The 19,407-nt window shown below is 41.4% G+C and carries 20 protein-coding genes and 1 pseudogene; 8 read left to right on the forward strand and 13 right to left on the reverse strand.

Going from position 1 to position 19,407, the window contains the following annotated elements; genetic code table 11:
• Positions 1-63 precede the first annotated feature (63 nt).
• From FHS45_RS18375 to FHS45_RS18390, 4 genes and pseudogenes are all read right to left on the reverse strand, one after another.
• Positions 64-1,053, reverse strand: coding sequence for a sodium:calcium antiporter (locus FHS45_RS18375; protein WP_062439444.1), 990 nt, complete (start codon positions 1,051-1,053; stop codon positions 64-66).
• 72 nt (positions 1,054-1,125) lie between these two features.
• The gene (locus FHS45_RS18380) at positions 1,126-3,285 is read right to left on the reverse strand and encodes an ATP-dependent helicase (RefSeq protein ID WP_062439448.1); all 2,160 of its coding nucleotides are present in this window, start codon (positions 3,283-3,285) and stop codon (positions 1,126-1,128) included.
• 282 nt (positions 3,286-3,567) lie between these two features.
• A pseudogene (locus FHS45_RS18385) lies at positions 3,568-3,719 on the reverse strand (MBL fold metallo-hydrolase); the annotation flags it as partial.
• A 117-nt stretch (positions 3,720-3,836) separates the two neighbouring features.
• Positions 3,837-4,070, reverse strand: coding sequence for a DUF3006 family protein (locus FHS45_RS18390; protein WP_208416534.1), 234 nt, complete (start codon positions 4,068-4,070; stop codon positions 3,837-3,839).
• A 278-nt stretch (positions 4,071-4,348) separates the two neighbouring features.
• Between FHS45_RS18390 and FHS45_RS18395 the strand changes: the two genes are divergently transcribed.
• On the forward strand, positions 4,349-4,507 hold the full coding sequence (locus FHS45_RS18395; RefSeq protein ID WP_157620135.1) for a hypothetical protein: 159 nt from the start codon (positions 4,349-4,351) through the stop codon (positions 4,505-4,507).
• A gap of 33 nt (positions 4,508-4,540) precedes the next feature.
• On the opposite strand, the gene FHS45_RS18400 is transcribed toward FHS45_RS18395, so the two are convergent.
• Together FHS45_RS18400 and nadE are read right to left on the reverse strand one after the other, a co-directional pair.
• Positions 4,541-5,101: a cysteine hydrolase family protein gene (locus FHS45_RS18400; protein WP_062439456.1), complete on the reverse strand. Its 561-nt coding sequence runs from the start codon at positions 5,099-5,101 to the stop codon at positions 4,541-4,543.
• Between the two features lie 12 nt (positions 5,102-5,113).
• The gene (gene nadE, locus FHS45_RS18405) at positions 5,114-5,860 is read right to left on the reverse strand and encodes an NAD(+) synthase (protein ID WP_062440613.1); all 747 of its coding nucleotides are present in this window, start codon (positions 5,858-5,860) and stop codon (positions 5,114-5,116) included.
• Between the two features lie 139 nt (positions 5,861-5,999).
• Here nadE and FHS45_RS18410 point away from each other — a divergent pair, with 139 nt between their 5' ends.
• From FHS45_RS18410 to FHS45_RS18420, 3 genes are all read left to right on the forward strand, one after another.
• On the forward strand, positions 6,000-6,995 hold the full coding sequence (locus tag FHS45_RS18410; RefSeq protein ID WP_062439459.1) for a potassium channel family protein: 996 nt from the start codon (positions 6,000-6,002) through the stop codon (positions 6,993-6,995).
• Between the two features lie 99 nt (positions 6,996-7,094).
• Positions 7,095-7,778, forward strand: coding sequence for a bacillithiol biosynthesis deacetylase BshB2 (gene bshB2, locus FHS45_RS18415; RefSeq protein ID WP_062440617.1), 684 nt, complete (start codon positions 7,095-7,097; stop codon positions 7,776-7,778).
• A 162-nt stretch (positions 7,779-7,940) separates the two neighbouring features.
• On the forward strand, positions 7,941-8,132 hold the full coding sequence (locus FHS45_RS18420) for a CsbD family protein (RefSeq protein WP_062439461.1): 192 nt from the start codon (positions 7,941-7,943) through the stop codon (positions 8,130-8,132).
• A 282-nt stretch (positions 8,133-8,414) separates the two neighbouring features.
• Here FHS45_RS18420 and FHS45_RS18425 read toward each other — a convergent pair whose 3' ends face one another.
• Both FHS45_RS18425 and typA read right to left on the reverse strand, forming a co-directional pair.
• On the reverse strand, positions 8,415-8,606 hold the full coding sequence (locus tag FHS45_RS18425) for a hypothetical protein (RefSeq protein ID WP_062439464.1): 192 nt from the start codon (positions 8,604-8,606) through the stop codon (positions 8,415-8,417).
• A gap of 97 nt (positions 8,607-8,703) precedes the next feature.
• Positions 8,704-10,551, reverse strand: coding sequence for a translational GTPase TypA (gene typA / locus FHS45_RS18430; protein ID WP_062439467.1), 1,848 nt, complete (start codon positions 10,549-10,551; stop codon positions 8,704-8,706).
• 316 nt (positions 10,552-10,867) lie between these two features.
• Here typA and FHS45_RS18435 point away from each other — a divergent pair, with 316 nt between their 5' ends.
• The gene (locus FHS45_RS18435) at positions 10,868-11,632 is read left to right on the forward strand and encodes a FixH family protein (RefSeq protein WP_062439469.1); all 765 of its coding nucleotides are present in this window, start codon (positions 10,868-10,870) and stop codon (positions 11,630-11,632) included.
• A gap of 169 nt (positions 11,633-11,801) precedes the next feature.
• On the opposite strand, the gene FHS45_RS18440 is transcribed toward FHS45_RS18435, so the two are convergent.
• The 3 genes from FHS45_RS18440 to FHS45_RS18450 form a co-directional block, all read right to left on the reverse strand.
• Positions 11,802-12,098: a 4a-hydroxytetrahydrobiopterin dehydratase gene (locus FHS45_RS18440; RefSeq protein WP_062439471.1), complete on the reverse strand. Its 297-nt coding sequence runs from the start codon at positions 12,096-12,098 to the stop codon at positions 11,802-11,804.
• A 19-nt stretch (positions 12,099-12,117) separates the two neighbouring features.
• Complete coding sequence (locus FHS45_RS18445) at positions 12,118-13,908, reverse strand: M3 family oligoendopeptidase (protein WP_062439472.1); 1,791 nt, start codon at positions 13,906-13,908, stop codon at positions 12,118-12,120.
• Positions 13,909-14,021: 113 nt separating this feature from the next.
• A complete protein-coding gene (locus FHS45_RS18450; protein WP_062439476.1) occupies positions 14,022-14,237 on the reverse strand; it encodes a hypothetical protein in 216 nt (71 codons plus the stop codon).
• A gap of 319 nt (positions 14,238-14,556) precedes the next feature.
• Here FHS45_RS18450 and FHS45_RS18455 point away from each other — a divergent pair, with 319 nt between their 5' ends.
• Together FHS45_RS18455 and FHS45_RS18460 are read left to right on the forward strand one after the other, a co-directional pair.
• Entirely contained in the window at positions 14,557-15,498 is a 942-nt protein-coding gene (locus tag FHS45_RS18455) for a TIGR03571 family LLM class oxidoreductase (RefSeq protein WP_062439479.1), read from the forward strand.
• A gap of 28 nt (positions 15,499-15,526) precedes the next feature.
• On the forward strand, positions 15,527-16,234 hold the full coding sequence (locus tag FHS45_RS18460; RefSeq protein ID WP_062439482.1) for a DUF5694 domain-containing protein: 708 nt from the start codon (positions 15,527-15,529) through the stop codon (positions 16,232-16,234).
• Between the two features lie 34 nt (positions 16,235-16,268).
• Here the strand turns inward: FHS45_RS18460 and FHS45_RS18465 are convergent, their stop codons facing one another.
• Positions 16,269-17,888, reverse strand: coding sequence for a BCCT family transporter (locus FHS45_RS18465; RefSeq protein WP_062439484.1), 1,620 nt, complete (start codon positions 17,886-17,888; stop codon positions 16,269-16,271).
• A 727-nt stretch (positions 17,889-18,615) separates the two neighbouring features.
• On the opposite strand from FHS45_RS18465, the gene FHS45_RS18470 reads away from it, so the two are divergent.
• Entirely contained in the window at positions 18,616-18,885 is a 270-nt protein-coding gene (locus FHS45_RS18470) for a hypothetical protein (RefSeq protein ID WP_062439487.1), read from the forward strand.
• 18 nt (positions 18,886-18,903) lie between these two features.
• Here the strand turns inward: FHS45_RS18470 and FHS45_RS18475 are convergent, their stop codons facing one another.
• The gene (locus FHS45_RS18475; protein ID WP_062439491.1) at positions 18,904-19,158 is read right to left on the reverse strand and encodes a hypothetical protein; all 255 of its coding nucleotides are present in this window, start codon (positions 19,156-19,158) and stop codon (positions 18,904-18,906) included.
• Positions 19,159-19,407: the final 249 nt, after the last annotated feature.

Raw genomic sequence — 19,407 nt, forward strand, 5'->3', positions numbered from 1 at the left:
ACCCATAAAAATCCCTAAAAAAACTCCCCTCTTTTATTCGCTCTATAAAATCCTCTCTAGCTTTTAGGAATTTACATAAATAAGATAACTCGAAATGAAGTAGGTGATAACCATCAATAAAGATGGAAGGACATACGTTAGTTTATTTTTCACCTGGACACGGATGATTGGATAAATCGCTAACAGCCCTAATGCCATCGCACTCAGGGTCGTAATAGCATGGGTATTGCTGACTGTTTGGAGGATGGCTTCTTGCCAGTACAAGACATCGGTTCCTACCAAAATCATCAGATTAAACAAGTTGCTCCCCAGGATGGAACCAATCGCTAAAGGATAATTCCTTAATTTCAAAGCTACAAATACAGAAACCGCTTCAGGTAATGACGTGGAAGCAGCGACAAGAAAAGTACCGACAAAACTTGAGCCCAGCCCGGTAATGACTGCAATTTTATCTGCTGAGATAGTCAAAGCTGAACCCGCTGCCAATACTAAAATGGCAGATATGATAAATCCGATGACTGCACGCTTCAAGGTGACATGTTTATAGGCCCCATAAACTTCCACTTGTCCCTCAGATTCAGATTCCTCCTGCCCGTCCCCTGCTTTTGAAATGATCTTCGCGCCTATGACATACATAACTACCATGGCAATGGATTCCCATCCGATGCCGAAAAAAGAAAAAGGAATCGGGATAAGGATTGAGACGACTACCGTTAGTGACAGCAGCATAAATAATCCCATGGTATAAAAGTTTTCGTTGGTTGCATGGTTAAAGATACGTTTCCTTCTGAAAATCGCATCCATGACAGCCAGTATCAATAAGTTGAACATGTTGCTTCCCATTACATTCCCGACTGCAATATCCGGGTTATCAATGATGACAGAGGTGACACTGGTAGTAACCTCCGGTAATGAAGTGGCGCCACCAAGCAGCACCCCTAAAAAGGCTGCTTTCAATGTTGATTTTTTATCAATGACATCCACGTAGTTGGAAATTTTAACACTTAAATAGATGGTAGCGACAGCTGCAATTATAAAAATGACATAAATCATGATGACCCTCCGTTTTTATTCTACGGGTATATACCCAGTACGCAAAATATCAACCATATGATTACTGTCGCTTTACTGATCATCCATAAATTCGAGATTCTTAAAATTCCTGCTGATTGGCCGTGGCGCTTTCAGCTTATCAAAGAATATGAGATACGTATTTTTCTTCTCATCAACACTTTCGATTTTACCTTCACCAAACACAGGGTGCCTGACGCGTGATCCTTTATGAAAGCCATTGACTGATGCCTGGTCAGGATGAGCATATGCCTGAATATACCGCTTCGCTTCTTTGATCAACTCTTCATCCAATAAACCGATGCGCTGGTATGCTGCTTCTTCGATTTCAAAAATAAACCGGGAGGGATACTTTTGCAGGCCGCCGCTCTGAAAACCTTCTGATTCCGTCAGATACAGTTCCTTCTCTGCCCGGGTCATAGCTACATAGGCAAGCCGCCGTTCTTCTTCCAGGCCACGCTCTTTCCGTTCTCTTAAGGTCCGGACATTTGGGATGATTCCTTCAGTCATTCCGATAAAAAAGACATATGGGAACTCCAGACCCTTGGCCGTATGGATGGTCATCATTTTGACAGTTTCCGCTTGTGCTTCACGGTCATGTTCCGTATAAAGAGTCAGCATCTGCAAATATTCTTCCAGCTCAATATCTTCACCCAGTGTCTGTTCATACTGCACGATGGAATGAAGAAGTTCGGTGAGATTATCCAGTCGGTCCTGATCCCCGTCTTCCCGGATATAAGCTTCGTAGCCTGTCTGCTGAAGAGCTTCCTGCAATAGCTCAGAGATGTTCAATGTTTTTCTTTTTACTTTTAACGATTCGATCGCTTCGATGAAAGATTGCGCTCCTGTCCGGTGTAACCGGGGATGATCAGCATATTTTTTCAATGCATCATATAAGGATAAGTCTTCAGCTTCCGCCCGTTCCCTGAGAAACTGCATCCGCTTCTTTCCGATTTGACGTTTCGGTACATTGATGATTCTTGAAAAAGACAAATCATCTTCAAATGCTACCATCCTAAGATGAGCAAGGGCATCTTTGACCTCCATCCGATCAAAAAACTTGAAGCCGCCAAAAATGGTATACTCTATACTTTCTTTGATAAGCGTTTGTTCGATGAAACGGGATAAATAATTGGCACGATATAAAATGGCGATGCTGTTATAACTGGCCTGCTTCTTGTCAATCAGCTCTTTAATTTTATCCACTACCCAGGCCGCCTCTTCCTGCTCGTCCTTGCCATGATAATGGATAACCTTCAAGCCACCTGCATTATCGGTTACCATTTCCTTATCGACACGGAAGTAGTTATGCTTGATCAGCGAATTGCCTACCGATAATATTTCGGGCGTCGACCGATAGTTCCGGTTCAGGTAAACCGTTTCAGCTGAAGGAAAGTACTCCTGGAAGTCGACAATATATTTGGGATCGGCCCCCCGCCATTCGTAGATCGTCTGATCCGGGTCACCAACAACGAACAAGTTCCCATGCTTTTCCGCCAGCATCCGCACGAGTTCGAATTGTTTGGCATTACTATCTTGAAATTCATCTACTTGAATATAAAACAACCGGTCCTGCCACTTTTCCAATACCTCGGAATATTGACTGAATAACACAAATGTAAAATTAATCAAGTCATCAAAGTCCAGGCCGAATACCCGTTTTTGTTTTTTCAAATACATTTGGATAATCCGACCATCCAGGTCATCCCCCGCCTCTTCTGCCGGCATCTCTCCCCGCTGAACCATTTGCTGAACATAATGGGTGTTTCCTTTCAGCATGCCTATCTTATCAAGCAGCCGCTTGAATATTTTATCATTCAGCTTCAAACCCAAGTCTTCGAAAATCTCCCGGAGTATTGTTTTTTGATCTTCCACATCCAGAATGACAAAATTTTTCGGATAGAAAAGCCGATGGATGTCCTCCCTTAGCACACGTACACAAAACCCATGGTATGTGGTGATAAACCCGGTATCCCGCTCTCCGCCAATCAATTGTTTGACCCGTCTCCGCATTTCATGGGCCGCCTTATTGGTGAACGTCACACACAGCATGTTGGAAGGCTCGATCCCTAACGCATTAACAATGAAGCCATAACGGTGTGTCAACGCTTTTGTTTTTCCTGATCCTGCCCCGGCGATGACTCGTATGTATCCTTCAGTAGAGGTAACGGCCTGCTGCTGCGCTTCATTCAATCCTTGCAGTAAATCATCCATGCCTCTCCCACCTTTTTCAAGAACGTTTGTTTGTATTATATCATAATTGCAGGAGCAGACACTTGTCCTCGGAGCTATCGTCTCAATTATGGATGAAAATTCTCTCTTTTTCTAAAATTTGTCTCTCATATTTTTAAAATTGTCTCTTTTGTCCCTGAAATTATCTCTCTTCTTTTCATGAATTCTCCTTTAACCTTATGTTTTCTCTCTTTTAGCCATTTTGTCTCATAAACCCAACAAAAATAGAAACCAGCCGCCTCCGAAGGTTGGCTGGTTTCTATGCTACTCCCGAACCGCGCAACGGTTTGGACCAATCTCCATTTTCCGCTGAGCTCTTTTGTTTCTGATTTTTGTTTTCCCATATTTGTTTCACGGATATACTGGTAGCTGTTTGGCTGTGGTAGCAAGTTGTCTGTCACCGCGCTACGTAATTCCCATTATTATTTATAACCTTTCTTCTAATATGCTGAGTTATTATTGCCATTGGCATATCGGTAAAAAAAAGCCCCCCCAATTGGTGTGCTTGAAAATAATATAATTATGAGTGCCATTTACATTCCTTCCAACTCTTTTTCTGGAATATCCGCTTCCTCATTACTGGACTTAATAATTTCTACATGCCTTAAATTACCGATACTGTCAAATTCTATGGCTAATGTATCTCCTTCTTTCGCAAAAGCAATCAGTCTTTCTTTTAACACCATCATTTCATTATGCTCGTTGCCTTTATCAACAAGTACAGCGTACAGCCCTTCAAAACGGTCCAAGGTGTATTGATTAATCATTAGGATGTCTCCCTCTCTTCGTAGTTTAGTTGGAGATATTAGCCTGGATCATTTCTTCTCTTAGTTAACACTACCCTTGTCAGAAAATTAAAAACAGGTATTTCATGGATTTTGTCGAATTAATTGGGTTTTATGACGGGTATGGACTCAGATTAATCAAAATAGATTATGACTAAAGACTTATTTGTTACATTCTGTAAAGAAAACGTAATATAAATGTCGTCTTATTCCCTGTTTTATTATAGAATATACATAGACATTATGAAGGAGGAACAACAGTGCGCACGTTTTTATTAGCCTTATTGGTCATTTTCATGATCAGCTTCGGAGTCATTGGCTATACGGACACGGGAGAAGAAGGCGAAATTGAAATCAAGGACGATAATCAAACCGAACATTTGGTTATCCAGAGTATTGCCACCTATAACAAAAAATAAAAATCCGCCTGTCATTGATGACAGACGGATTTTTTACTGGTTGATGACTTTTTCAAAATTGAACTCAACACTTGGCGTAATATCAGCAAATAATGACCGCTTCATAATCTGTAATGCATTACTGTTATCATTTTTATCTTCCGACGCAACCAGATCCTCAGGGATATAAAGGTCATACTCGCGCATGTAGGCACCGTTAGCTGTAAACAATACACACATATCTCCTGTTAATCCTGTCAGGATGAGCCGATCTACTCCCATTTGTGTCAGGAGGATATCCAGCTGGGTACCATAAAAGCCGGAGTGTTTTGGTTTGATAACAAAAAAGTCGTCATTAGCCGGTCTCATCTTTTCAACGATTGGTCTTCCTATTCCTTTCCTGCACTCTTCAACTATTTCTTCAGCATTATCCTGCCAGAGACCAAAGTTGTCATTAACATAAATGACAGGAATGTTTTTGGCTTTAGCCTCTTGCTTAAATGTATGAAGGTTGTCCATCATTTCCAAGCCATTTTCAAGTAAGTCTTCTCCTCCATCAAAATCCATTTTATTAATGACGTCTATAATCAACAAGGCTGTTTTGGATTGCTGCATTCTATTACTCCTCTATGATTCAAATTGTGACGGTTCAGCCGGCATGATTCGTTTATGAGCCGATTTCCGGTGAAGAGCTTCAATAATTTCTTTATCTTTTTCCGCTATTTCTTCGCCTCGCAAGTATGCGTCAATCGTATCGTAGGAAACACCCATTTCTTCCTCATCCGTCTGACCTTCCCACAATTCTGCACTAGGTTTCTTATCGACAACCTGAGAAGGTACACCAAGATAGCGAGCCATCTCCTTGACTTCTCCTTTAGTCAAGTGAATAAGTGGGACAAGATCGACACCGCCATCCCCATATTTCGTGAAGTATCCGGTGTAATGTTCAGGAGCATTATCTGTCCCTACCACCAGATAGCCGTAATTTGCAGCTACTGAATACAAAGTGCTCATACGCAGTCTCGCCTGCAGATTAGCACCGTTTAACTGAGCGTTCTCTTCATTCCAATCCTGACTTTGCCGTAACTGTTCCTGTATTTCGTTATAAGTGGTCTGATAGCTCTGGGTCAACTCGATACCTACATATTTCAAATCAGCTTCTTGCACTACTGCCAGTGCGTCCTTTTGATCTTCCACTCGCTGATTAATTGGAAGGATGACACCGATGGAGTTTTCCGGGAAAGCCCGTTTGATCAGATTCGCTACTACCGCGGAATCAATTCCTCCACTTACACCTACCAGGGCACCGTTAAGTCCAGCATCTTTCACTTGCTGCCTTATCCAAGTAACTAGATGTTCGACTCGTCTTTCCATACTCATTATATCTCTCCTTCTTTTTAACCATTTCTCTATACCTCAAGTTCCTTTCCAGACCTGTTTCTAAACATTCCGGTTTACTCGGTTACATGTAAGGAAATAATCCTATACAGATTGACATGTAAGGAGAGAGATTATGCCAAAGCCGTTTAGACGCGCCGTTCAATTCAGCATGACACTTGCTGCTTTGATTTTCATCATGACCATTGTGTTCATGCAGTTCGAAAACTATACATTTTTTGACAGTTTTTGGATGACAATCGTATCCGTTTTGGCCATCGGATACGGTGATTTGGTTCCTGTCAGCAATGCAGGAAAAATTTTCGCCATGTTGTTTGTTCCGCTTACCATGGGGTTTTCAACCTACCTGCTGACCTTTGTGGCGGCATCCATGATTGAAGGTCGACTATCTAAAAAATGGGAGAGAAAAAAGATGGATAACCAGATTAAACGGATGAAAAATCACTATATTATCTGTGGCTATGGCCGCGTAGGAGAACAGGTTCTAAGAGAGTTTTCCCAGCAAAAATATAATGTTGTCATCGTAGACAATGATAAAGAAACAGTAGAAAAAATTCCGGAAGACATCCCTTACATTATGGATGATGCGAAAAAGAATGACGTGCTCAACCATGCAGGGATAGATAAAGCAAAAGGAATCGTCATCACTACTTCAGATGATGCTGTGAATGTCTTTATAACACTGACAGCCAAAGGATTAAATAAAGACATAGAGACAATTGTACGGGCAGAAGAATTTGAAACAGAAGATAAAATGAGACGTGCCGGTGCTGATCATGTCGTCAACACGAATGATTTAGGCGGAAGAAGAATGGCTCTCTCTATGATCAAACCTGCCAGCATCCATTATATCGATTCTATCATGCATGCAGAATCCGGACATCATAAGGTAGAGGAAATTACCATCAGCCAAAACTCTAAGCTTGCAAATAAAAAAGCTACCGAACTTCGCACCCAGGATAATTACGGAATCTCCGTCCTTGGGATTGAACGTAACGGAGATTTTATTGGACTTGCAGATACAGATGCCATTATTCAAACGGATGATAAATTGATCCTGTTCGGTGATGGAGAGAACATTAAATTTTTCATAGAAAGCTCATTCGAATAAGTACTCCGGGCAAATGACTTTAAAAACTTCTTATCGTACGTGATAATAACAGACAGATGAATTATTATTGCAGTCGTTTTTAAAGGAGTGCTGATCATGATTGAAAAAGAGAGACAGGTGCTAGTCATATTCCCCCACCCGGACGATGAAGCGTTTGGTGTTTCCGGTACAATTGCGTCCTATATCAACCAGGGAACGCCGCTGACTTACGCCTGCTTAACATTGGGAGAAATGGGAAGAAATCTTGGCAAACCTCCGTTTGCCAACCGTGAAACCCTCCCATTAATTCGAAAAGAGGAACTGAAGCTTGCTGCAAAAGCCATGGGAATTGAAGACTTGCGGATGATGGGGTTTCGTGATAAAACATTGGAATTCGAAGATGATGAGAAAATGACCCAATTGGTCCGCGACCTCATTACAGAACTCAATCCATCATTAATTATTACTTTTTATCCAGGGTATGCTGTCCATCCCGATCACGAGGCTACTGCCCGCGCTGTTATTCGCGCAGTCCGTGAAATCACACCTGCAGACCGCCCGAAACTGCACTGTCTTGCCTTTGCCAACAATACATTTGAAGAACTTGGCGCTCCAGATGTCATCAATGATATCTCAGCAGTGAAAGAGCAGAAACTGGATGCCATGCGGGCCCATATATCACAAACGGCCCGAATCCTGGAAATGATCGAGGAAGGCATGAAAGTCAATGATCCAGAAGCGATGAAATGGGTGACCAAAGAGAGCTTTTATTCGTATGACTGGAACAACGATACCGTAAGCTGAAAAGCTGCCTTTAGTGCAGCTTTTTAACTTGTGAGGAAACCCGCGTCTTCCTAAGCAACTCCTTAAACCACCCCAACGATAAAGATGCTTACATCGTTTAGTGCTCCTGAGGGGCGGGTAAATGTTAAATACAACATTGAATAGAAAGGAGCATACTTTCATATGGCAGATAAAAAAGGTCTAAGCGATAAAATGAAAGCCGGCGTGTCAAAAGCAAAAGGCGAGATAAAGGATCAAGTCGGTAATGCAAAAAACGACCCTAAGATGCAGGCAGAAGGAAAAAACGAAAAAGATAAAGGTGAATTTCAGGAGAAAAAAAGTGAAATGAAAGATCGTATTAATAACGGAAAATAAAAGCAAAGAACAAAAGCGCAAGCGCCTTGCTCACCCCCGACAAGCTTAAGACAAGCCTCGCCGTGACGTTTTTTGTACTTTTAGACCAATTAAGTTTAAAAAGGTTTAAAGTATAAGTAAAACTAAGGCTTTCGCCATAAAGCATCGGCGATAAGCCAAGGTTTTCTAATCACAGAGAGGATTGTCTTAAGACCTCGAGGGGGTAGGCGCTGGAGCTGGATGGGACCAACCACGTAAAGTTATCCACAAAAAGAAAATTTTATAATTTCCTAGACAAGCCGCTTACTGTTTCAGGATAGCGGCTTTTCTTATGTTATTCATTTCTTTAGATTTTCGAACAATGCTGAGCACACCAGCTATTATATAGAATAGCCCGGCGACTACAGCGACACCAATAGTTACAATAGTGGCCATAACCGCAATGACAATTAATAATATCCCGGCAAGCTTTGGCTTTTTATTTCCTTTTAACATATAGATGGCCCATATACCTGCGAGTACATTTTTTCAGCAATATAGTTTACTTAAAAAACCCATTTGCCTGATGGTTGTCCAGGCAAATGGGCATCTATTACTTCTCTACATTTTGCAGTTTTTTCTTTTTCGCTTCTTTTTCACGTTCATTCTTATTCAAAATCTTTTTACGGATACGGATGGATTCAGGAGTGACTTCACAGTACTCATCATCATCCAAATATTCAATCGCTTCTTCCAGCGTAAGTTTACGCGTCTTTTTGATTGTATTCGTGGTGTCTTTGTTAGCAGAACGGATGTTGGTCAAATGTTTTTCCTTCGTAATATTAACCGTCAGGTCATTATCACGATTATGCTCTCCGACCACCATGCCTTCATAAACCTCTGTACCTGGATCGACGAAAATCGTTCCACGATCTTCCAGGTTCATAATGCCATACGTGGAAGATTTCCCTTTATCCAGTGACACAAGTACACCTTGACGACGACCGCCAACTTGCCCTTGGGCAAGAGGAGCATAACCATCAAATGTGTGGTTCAAAATTCCATAACCACGAGTCTGAGATAAGAATTCAGTCGTGTAGCCGATCAGGCCGCGGGACGGTACAAGGAACTCCAAACGGACTTGTCCGTTTCCATCATTGACCATATCCTGCATTTCACCTTTACGTAGTCCAATCGATTCCATGACAGCACCTTGATATTCTTCCGGTACATCAATTTGTACGCGTTCCACAGGTTCACATGTTACCCCGTCAACTTCTTTCAAGATGACTTTCGGCTTGGACAATTGCAGCTCAAATCCTTCACGGCGCATGTTTTCTACCAGGATAGACAGGTGGAGTTCTCCTCGGCCTGCTACAATCCATACGTCAGGTGATGCTGTAGGTGTAACACGCAGGCTGACATCTGTTTCTAGCTGGGTCATCAAACGTTCTTCAATTTGACGGGATGTAACATACTTGCCCTCACGTCCGGCAAACGGACTATTGTTCACAAGGAACGTCATCTCCAGTGTCGGTTCATCGATACGTGGAATTTCCAGTGCCTCTTGATGATCAGGAGGACAAATGGTTTCCCCGACGTTGATATCTTCCATACCGGAAACAGCAATGATGTCTCCAGCTTTCGCTTCTTTAATTTCGATGCGTTTTAGACCGATGAAACCAAACAACTTAGTTACACGGAAGTTTTTAACCGACCCGTCTTTTTTCATCAGTACGACTGATTGTCCAACTTTAATACTGCCGCGGAAAATACGGCCGACTCCAATTCGTCCGACATAATCGTTATAATCAAGCAAAGTAATCTGGAACTGTAATGGGTCTTCTGAATTCTCGACAGGTGCCGGAATATTATCCATGATCGTCTGGAATACAGGGTCCATGGTTTCTTTTTGAGTCTCTAATTCAGCTTCTTCACTGGAAGTTCCATTTAAAGCAGATGCATAGACTACCGGGAACTCTAATTGATCTTCATCAGCACCAAGCTCGATGAAAAGGTCCAATACTTCATCAACGACTTCTTCCGGCCGGGCACTAGGACGGTCGATTTTATTCAATACGACAACCGGCGTCAATTTTTGTTCCAATGCCTTTTTCAATACAAACCGTGTCTGCGGCATACACCCTTCATAAGCGTCGACAACCAGTAATACGCCATCGACCATTTTCAGGATCCGTTCTACTTCGCCGCCAAAATCCGCGTGACCTGGAGTATCCAAAATGTTTATTCGGGTATCATTATAGTTAATCGCGGTATTCTTAGCTAAAATCGTAATTCCGCGTTCTCTCTCTAAATCATTAGAATCCATTGCGCGTTCGTCCACATGCTCGTTGTCCCGGAACGTGCCGGAATAACGCAACAATTGGTCGACTAATGTAGTTTTTCCGTGGTCAACGTGGGCGATGATCGCTACGTTACGGATATCATTTCTGTGTTGCATGGTGCATACACTCCTCTTTTGCTTTTAGAAAAGCCTGACTTTACGTACAAAAATTATTCAACTTGACTATTATAACACAATAACAACTATGATAATACACCTAACTTATATTTTGCTATTCTTCCCATTTGCCATTCAATAAAATCAATTATTTAATTGCAATTGTCACTTCATATTCTTATATAACATAAATAGATATTTCAAAAAAGTGTCACAAAGTTGCCACAAGGTTATACGACAGGTTCATAGTTTTTCTTTCATGCAAATGATAAGCTATAAATGAATGTGATTATTTACAAGTAAGGGAGTCATTATGATGAGAAGACCGTTGTTTTTACTGGGATTTTTTATTACGGCAATTGTACTTACTGCTTGCGGAGGAGATCAGTCCGGAAATGCTGAAGAAGAGGAAATGGAGCCGATGATCGCAACAGAAGTAATCATGCCTGAAGATATCCAGCCTGGCGAAGAAGCTACTTTTCAGGCTAAGGTTACCCAGGGTGACGAAGCTGTCGAGGATGCTGACTATGTGAAATTTGAATTCTGGGCGGAAGGTACTGAGGATGAAGAGAATGAAAAAGTAGAAGCCGAACATAAAGGTGAGGGTGTATACGAAGTAACCTATACTTTACAGGAAGAAGGAGTATATTTCTTATATGCACATACCCAGGCAAGAGATATGCATGTCATGCCTAAAGAGCAATTCAAAGTAGGGAATAGAAAAACGGGAGAAACACAGGAAAAGGCCGAGAAAGAGGAAGATCATTCTGATGATCACCATGATTCTAAGGATATAAAAGTTGGATTTGATTCCAACGAAGAGTGGAAACCAAATGAAGAAGCTACACTGAAGGCAGATATTACTCAAAACAAAAAGCCGTTCGAAAATGCAACCGTCCAATTTGAAATTGTTTCTGACAAGCTGGATAAACATATATTTGTTGACGCCACTGAACAAAAACCAGGGGAATATGAAGGAAAATATACCTTCCCTGCTACTGGTAACTATGAGCTAATAATACATTACGTAAAAGAAGACACCCATGACCATATAAGCAAACAAGTGAAAATAAACGAATAGGTACAAAAGCGCAAGCGCCTTGCTAGTAATGACGTTCGACTAAAAACGGCACGTCCTGTGCGTCGGAGCTGGATGTAACCCACCACGTAAAGTTATTCACAAAAAGAGAATTTTTTAATTTCCTGGATAGTTAATAAAGCAGACCTGTCTAAAGGTCTGCTTTTAGTTATCATTGCTTTATACTCTTAAAAAGCCTGTCATATTCATTAGCACTTGTAATGTCTAATTCTGTCAGCCCTTTGGCATTCCAGGAAGTTAATTTCATAGTGATTACTTTATAATCGATATTTATTAAAGGATGATGCTGTATCTCCTCGGCATATTCAGCAACCTGATTGACAAAATGCACGCCCGTCAAATAATCTTTGAAACGATATCGTTTGACGATCCACTTATCATCTTCCAATTTCCATCCATCAAGCTGCTCTACTTCCTTGACCTTTTGTGCATCAGAAAACCTTTCCACTACCCTTCCCCCTTTATTGTTATTCTGCTGTGGTCCCTGCGGTCAGCTTTAAAAACTCTTCCACATCTTTTATACATACTTTCATGGCATCTTCCCAAAATTCCTGCTGCTCAAGATTTACCCCCAAATGCTTTTCTGCCAAATCTTCCACCCGCATTTTCCCGGTATCTTGCAGTAAAGAAATGTACTTATTTTCAAATTCATTCCCTTCCTTTAACGATTGGGCGTAGATTCCTAAACTGAACAAATAACCAAACGTATATGGGAAATTATAGAAAGGCACACCGGTAATATGAAAATGAAGCTTGGATGCCCAGAAATATGGATCATATTCTCCTAATGCTTCCTGGTAGGCTTCTCTTTGAGCATCGACCATCAGCTCATTTAATCGCGCTGTTGGTACCATCCCCTGCTTTCTTTCTTCATAAAAACGTGTTTCAAATAAAAATCTGGCATGGATGTTCATAAAAAATGCGACGCTGCGCTGTACTTTATCTTCCAGCAATACTGCTTTTTCCGCTCCATTCTCCGCATGCTTGACAGCTGCATCAGCAACAATCATTTCCGCAAATGTAGAAGCAGTCTCAGCCACATTCATGGCATATCCCTGGTTTAAAATGGGGAGGTCATTCATCACGTGCTGGTGATAGGCATGACCCAGCTCATGAGCCAGTGTTGCCACATTAGAAGGTGTACCTGAATATGTCATGAAAATCCTCGTTTCCTTGCTGTCTGGAAAACTGGTGCAAAAACCTCCCGGGCGTTTTCCTGGCCGGTCCTCCGCTTCAATCCACCTTTTGTCAAAAGCCATTTCCGCAAACTCAGCCATTTTAGGACTAAATTTACCGAACTGTTCAATAATAAAAGCTGCCCCCTCATCATAAGACAATTTCTGGTCGGCTCCCCCGATCGGCGCACCTACATCATAAATCGCAAGCTTATCCAGGCCTAGTAAATCCGCTTTTCGGCTAAGATACTTCGTGTAATATTTTTTATATTTTGTGATAGCATTCCACATAGCATGAAGGGTTTTTTTATTCATACGATTAATGTCCAGGGGTTCTTTTAATGTATTATTCCAGCCCCGGTGTTTATATGTTTGCAGTCGGAAACCAGCTAAATGATTAAGGGTTTCGGTAAATAAATCACTCTTCTCTTCCCAGGCCTCCTGCAGTTTACCTGCTGCTTCTTTTCTTACTTTCCGGTTGGAAGAACTCAATTTATTGGAAGCCTGCCCGACCGATAACTCCTTTCCTTCTACCGATATCGCCATTTTTCCTACTATGCTGTTATATAGTTGTCCCCAGGCATGATAGCCATCCACACTCAAATCATTGATTAAAGATTCCTGGTCTGCTGGAAGCTTTTCTTTAGCACGTTTACGCCTTTCTTCCAGTACAAAAGATACAGGCGAAAATGAATCTTCTTGAAGCAGCCCTTCCCAATGCTGATCCCCGACCTCCATCAGTTTCTCATCGAGTTTCGTCAGGATGTTGCTGTAATCTGCCCCAAGTTGACTTCGCTTCGCCAGCCATTCTTTCGCTTTGATATCGTTGACGTCCTGGGCAGTTAAACAGCTTACGAAAGCACCTATTTCTCTAATTCTCTTGGTCACTGTCTGGAGTACATCCAAGACCCCTGTAAGTAATACAGCATCACCTTCCTCGTTTGCGAATGACAAATCTTCTACCTTGTCTTTAAGTTGAAGCATGAATTGTTCCGTCTTCTGTACGTAGCTTTCAAATTCTTTGGAATTACTTTCTCCAGGAAATAAACTATCAAGGTTCCACCTCAGATTATATGTATTCAATACAGGCGCCTCCCTTATATGTATACATTTTCCATTATAGAGAAATTTCAGATAATTATCTACTTCGATATAAAATAAAAAACCTATGCTTAGCCAATCGCTTATACATAGGTTTACATCGTCGCTATTTGTTTTTCGCTAAAGTCTTTTGATTCATCCTTTTCAATCGTAAAATGATATTTCCCTTGCATGTATCCAGTGTCTTTAAGTAAGCGAATGAACTTTTCTGCTTCTGCTTTCGTTTTAAAACTTAACTCTCTTTTGCTTTCATTACAAAGAAAATTTATTTCTGTTCTTTTATTAAACCAGGCAACTACTTTAAAACTCATCCGTATTCCCCCTCCACAAAATAAATAGTGAAACTGATCCTAAGCATGTTTCTACAACGGGAGGTCAAGACAATGTAGTGAAAGACTACAAATGTTTCAATTTTTTATTTTATATGTATATTTTAACATTATCCGACTTCCTTTTAATATATTTTCATAAAAGAACAGGAGATAAGTCTTATGAAAGATAACTAAATTTTCTGAATTATATTTCATTTTTAGGCAATTAGACACGGTCACTGTCAGGAAGCAGATGTTTTGTAGACAGGAATGTTTTCATTCATAATAAATGAACTAGTTATCGGAAGGTAGGATGACAATGAAACACCATGCAGGTTACCAAAAAATGATACGTCCCGGACACCTGTCTTTTGGTTTGTCGATACCAATAGAGAACCATGGTAAACAGGTGCCTCATATGCACAACCAGGTAGAAATGGCTCAGCTTGCTGAAAACAATGGATTCAGGAGTTTATGGCTGCAAGATGTTGTATTAGAAGATCCTACGTTTGAAGACCCTGCTACCGGACAAATTTACGATAGTTTTATCTATTTAACCTACCTTGCAAGCCATACCCGTTCCATCAACCTTGGAACAGCAGCAACTGTTTTTTCTTTACGCCATCCGCTCCGAACGGCAAAGGAAGCAGCCAGCATCGAACGGTTGTTTCCGGAACGGCTAATGCTGGGAGTGTCATCAGGAGATAGACGGAAGGATTTCGCAGGTTTGAATATCCCAATCATGGAACGGGGACAATGGTTCCGAGATGCCTTCCACTACTTTCAACAAGTACTTTATAACGAGTTTCCATCCATTGAATCACCGATGGGTCACATAGAAAAAGCCAACCTTGTTCCTAAACCGACGAAAGAAATCCCCATCTTCCTAACTGGGTATGCTCAGCAACCATTAGAATGGGTTGCCAAACATGGACATGGGTGGATGTTCTATCCACAACGTCCGGACCAGCAGGCCACAACGATTACAGAATATCGAAACCTGGCAGCAAAGAAAAATCCTGAGGAACACCGCGCCTTCCTCATGCCATTGCCTTTGGATTTGACTGCTGATCCTCACCACCCTTATGAAAAAATCCCTGCCGGCTACAGGACCGGACGGAATGATTTACTAGATATATTAACAGCCTACCGGGATGCCGGAGTAAATCATATCTTTTTCAACCTATCCCAGAGTAAACGCCCGGTTGAGGAGGTTATCAGTGAATTAGGCGAGTATATAATCCCGTATTTTCACTGGTAAGAACATAAAAAAACAGGAGGTGATAAAGATGGCTTCGAAACCTGAAATTATTATACTAGGGACTTACCATATGGCCATGAATCCTGAATCGGTTAATCAACATCAGAGGGAGATATCAGAGATCATTCACGAGTTGAAGGAATTCAACCCTACAAAAATTGCAGTAGAAAAAAGCTTTTTGCTTAGCAAGGAAGTCAACCGCAGGCTGCAGGAATATATTTCAGGTACTTTCAGGCTGGGTTACGACGAAGTGGACCAATTTGGTTACCGCCTGGCCAAAGAGCTAGGTCATAAGGAACTTTACACAATTGATGAAGAAGTAAACATGACCAGCCCGGCTTTGAACCAGGTATTTGAATGGGCGGAGAATTATCAGCCTGATTTATTAACGGAGATTATTGAAATTCAGCAGCAGCTGGCGAATATGGAGCCGGAAGACTCCTCCCCACTGCTCCGTCTTAAAGCTATCAACCAGGCAGAATATCATTCCACGCTGGAAAAATTATATTTAAAACTTACATTGATTGGTAACCATCAGCATCAAGTAGGAGCAGCATGGTTGAAACAATGGCACCAGAGAGACTTATCGATTTTTGCTAATGTCAGCCGTTTGGCAGTTAATGACGATCGCGTTTTGCTGCTTATCGGCAAAGACCATCTCCCGCTTTTGAATCATTTCTTCGAAGCAAGCGGAGGTTTTGAAATGGTTCCAGCATACGAATATCTCCCCAAGTAAAAACCCTCCACTCGCTACGAGTGGAGGGTTTGCCTTATTTGTGAGGGGGATGATCCTCATTGTGTTTCCTTTTCCTTCTCATTCGTTCTAAAATACGTTTACGGTTGATATGAATAGTTTTCGGCTCATACCCTTCACTTGCCTGGATATCTTCATTAGAAGCTTTCATGAAGGATAATGCCAGCATGAACATAATAAAGATCAACGGAAAACCACCAACGATACTGGCCGTCTGCAACGTGCCAAGCCCTCCAAGGAACATGAGTGCCAAGGGAAGCAGACATAGAGCGAATGCCCAGAATAACCGGTTCCAACGCAATGGCTCTCCATCCACTTCTTTTTGAACGACGGCAGAAAGGATGTAAGAGCTTGAATCAAAGGTTGTGGCCAGGAAGATGATTGCTAACACAGTGAATATCAGCACCATGAACTTTGCAAATGGCAGCTGGCCGATAATCGCAACAATAGCAGCTGGGGCTCCATATTCATTCATATAACTAATGACATCAAAAGACCCAGTCATCTGCATGTAAAGCCCGAAGTTCCCCATGATTCCAAAGAACAGGATACACCCGAGCGTTCCGTATACCATTGTACCAAGGATCATCTGCCGGATCGTACGCCCTCTGGATATACGCGCCACGAACAAACCGACAAATGGAGCATACACAAGCCACCATGCCCAATAGAAAATGGTCCATCCTTCTGGGAATCCAGTTTCTTCAAATTCACCAATATTACCAAATGGTTCTGTCCAAGTTGCCATTTTGAAGAAATTATCAAGTAATATGCCAATACTATTCGTAGTCGTCTCTGTGATAAACCTTGTCGGACCGAATACAAAGATGAAACCTAACAGGAAAAGTGCAAGCCATAAGTTGATATCACTAAGCAGCTTGATCCCTTTTTTCAAACCAGAATAAGCACTGAAAGCGAAAATGGCCGTACATAATAGCAGTATGAATGCCTGCATCGTCATATCGGCTTCAAAACCAGTCAGATCGCTGACACCTTCTGCAATCATTGGAGTACCAAGCGCCAGGGTTGTGCCTGCTCCTCCCATTAATCCGAACATAAATAAAATATCAATGATGTGCCCGAGTGGACCATCTACTGTTTTTCCTAATAATGGCCTGCAAGCCTCACTGATCTTCAGTACGGGCTTTTTCCTCACATAGTAGAAATAAGCGATTGGGAGTGCCGGAAGTGTATAGATTGCCCATGCGATCGGTCCCCAATGAAAAATCCCATATGCGGTCGACCACTGGATCGCCTCTTTCGATTCCGGTTCGATGCCAAAGGGCGGTCCTTGATAATAATACGCCCATTCGATGACGGCCCAGTACAAAATACTGGAACCGATACCAGCCGCGAATAGCATAGCTGCCCAGGAGAAAGAATTAAATTCAGGCTTCTCCCCCTCATCCCCTAATAAAATATGGCCATTTTCACTGAAAGCCACAAAAATCAGGAAAGCAAACACCAATAAACCCATTACTAAGTATAAGACGCCGAAATTAGAGGTCATGAAAGTGTTCGCCTGATCCACCAATGCTGCCCCGGCTTCCGGAAAAATAACAAGTGGAATAACCACCAATAGCAACAAGGCAAAGGCTCCTATAAACGTGGGCCAGTCAATTATTTTAGTATTCATTTCACTACCTGCCTTTCATATTTTGTTATGATTACTGCAACCACAATTTGAAGTGACTTAAATAGAGAACAAGTATATAAGATGTTCTTCCTTACACCAGTTAATTACTGTATCAAAACCATGATAAAGCAACAAACCGGCTATACTCGCTTTTCGCAGTGTGACATTAAAATATCTCACGCCAGAAAGAGTCTCTGTCGAATTACATACTATTTTGTCGAAATAAAACGAATCTCCAAATTGCGGAATGGAGGTCTTATCATTCGTGGGCTTTCTAAATACTTTGACATACAGCCTGTTCGTTTTATTTATCAATGTTATTAATCGATTCGGCGGTATTGGAGCGTGGGCTCAGGGTTGCGGGAATAATGATTTCTGTTTCTGTCGAATCGACCTTTCTTAATCATTACCGTAATATTTGCAGACCAAGTAAATGTATATTCCCGCAGACAGAACCTTCCATTGGAGATTTGCCTTGTTTTATGACTTTAACAGCTTTGCTATTAAGTCTGCTCTATTTCCTCCCATTTATTAATCATCTATTTAATGTTGGAGGCTATTATATGGAATTGAAAATGCAGGAACATTTAATACAACGTTATACGGACGAGTGAATTAACAAAAGAGCTATCGTATTACTGGATGGAATATAGGGTTTGTATTATGATTTGGAACAGCAGGAAGTTTGCTCGGAGTCTTGCTTTTGTAAGGAAGGAGTAGAAATAAAATGAAGGATTGGAGAAAGTGGGATGAATGGTTCAATCCCTTGTATTTTCCATTAGTGACAGCCATACCTGTCGAAATATGGCTGTTGATTTCTGTTCAAACTAAAACGTGGAATGCAGTGGAGTTGACCACCTTTATCATATCTGCGCTATTCTTAGTATTTGCGGGTATTGTAGAATTGAGCGCAGAAGAAATAAAACATCGTTTTTTCGGCCACCTTTACTTAGGAAGTGCTGTGATCTTCGGGGGATTAGGATACCTCTTTTTTTGAGTTTCCTGCCCCCTATTGTTATATAAAAAAAAGCCACGGCAGGATCATCGGGATCATAATGATCAAAGTCACGGTAAGCCAGGCAGTAGAGTTTTGATTCGCCAATTGCTTACGGTACGACATCCCCCATGCCATTAGAAGCAGAAGGGTGACAATAATGCTTCGTAAATGAAACGTGTCATCTTTATTCATCATGAATATATAGATTCCACCTTCGGTAAGAAGCATAATACCTACTAATGAATTGAATATATGGGTGAAACGTCTGCTCACGCTGGTTCACTCCTTGACTAATAAGTTCATTTACATTATATCATTCGCTTAAAACATTATAGTATTACTTTTGCTTTTACAAGTTGTAAAGATTAAAATTATAGATGGCAGAATATTCCCTTAATTATACAAGTTTCCCTATAGGAGGACTCCCGGTCACAGCTTACATGCCAATCTGCGGTATATGCGTTAAATAAAGAAAACCTGCCTGCAATTACAATCCAGCCCGGAGAGGCGCTTAACATGGAA

The organism is Thalassobacillus devorans, assembly GCF_011761345.1.
GTDB lineage: Bacteria > Bacillota > Bacilli > Bacillales > Halobacillaceae > Thalassobacillus > Thalassobacillus devorans.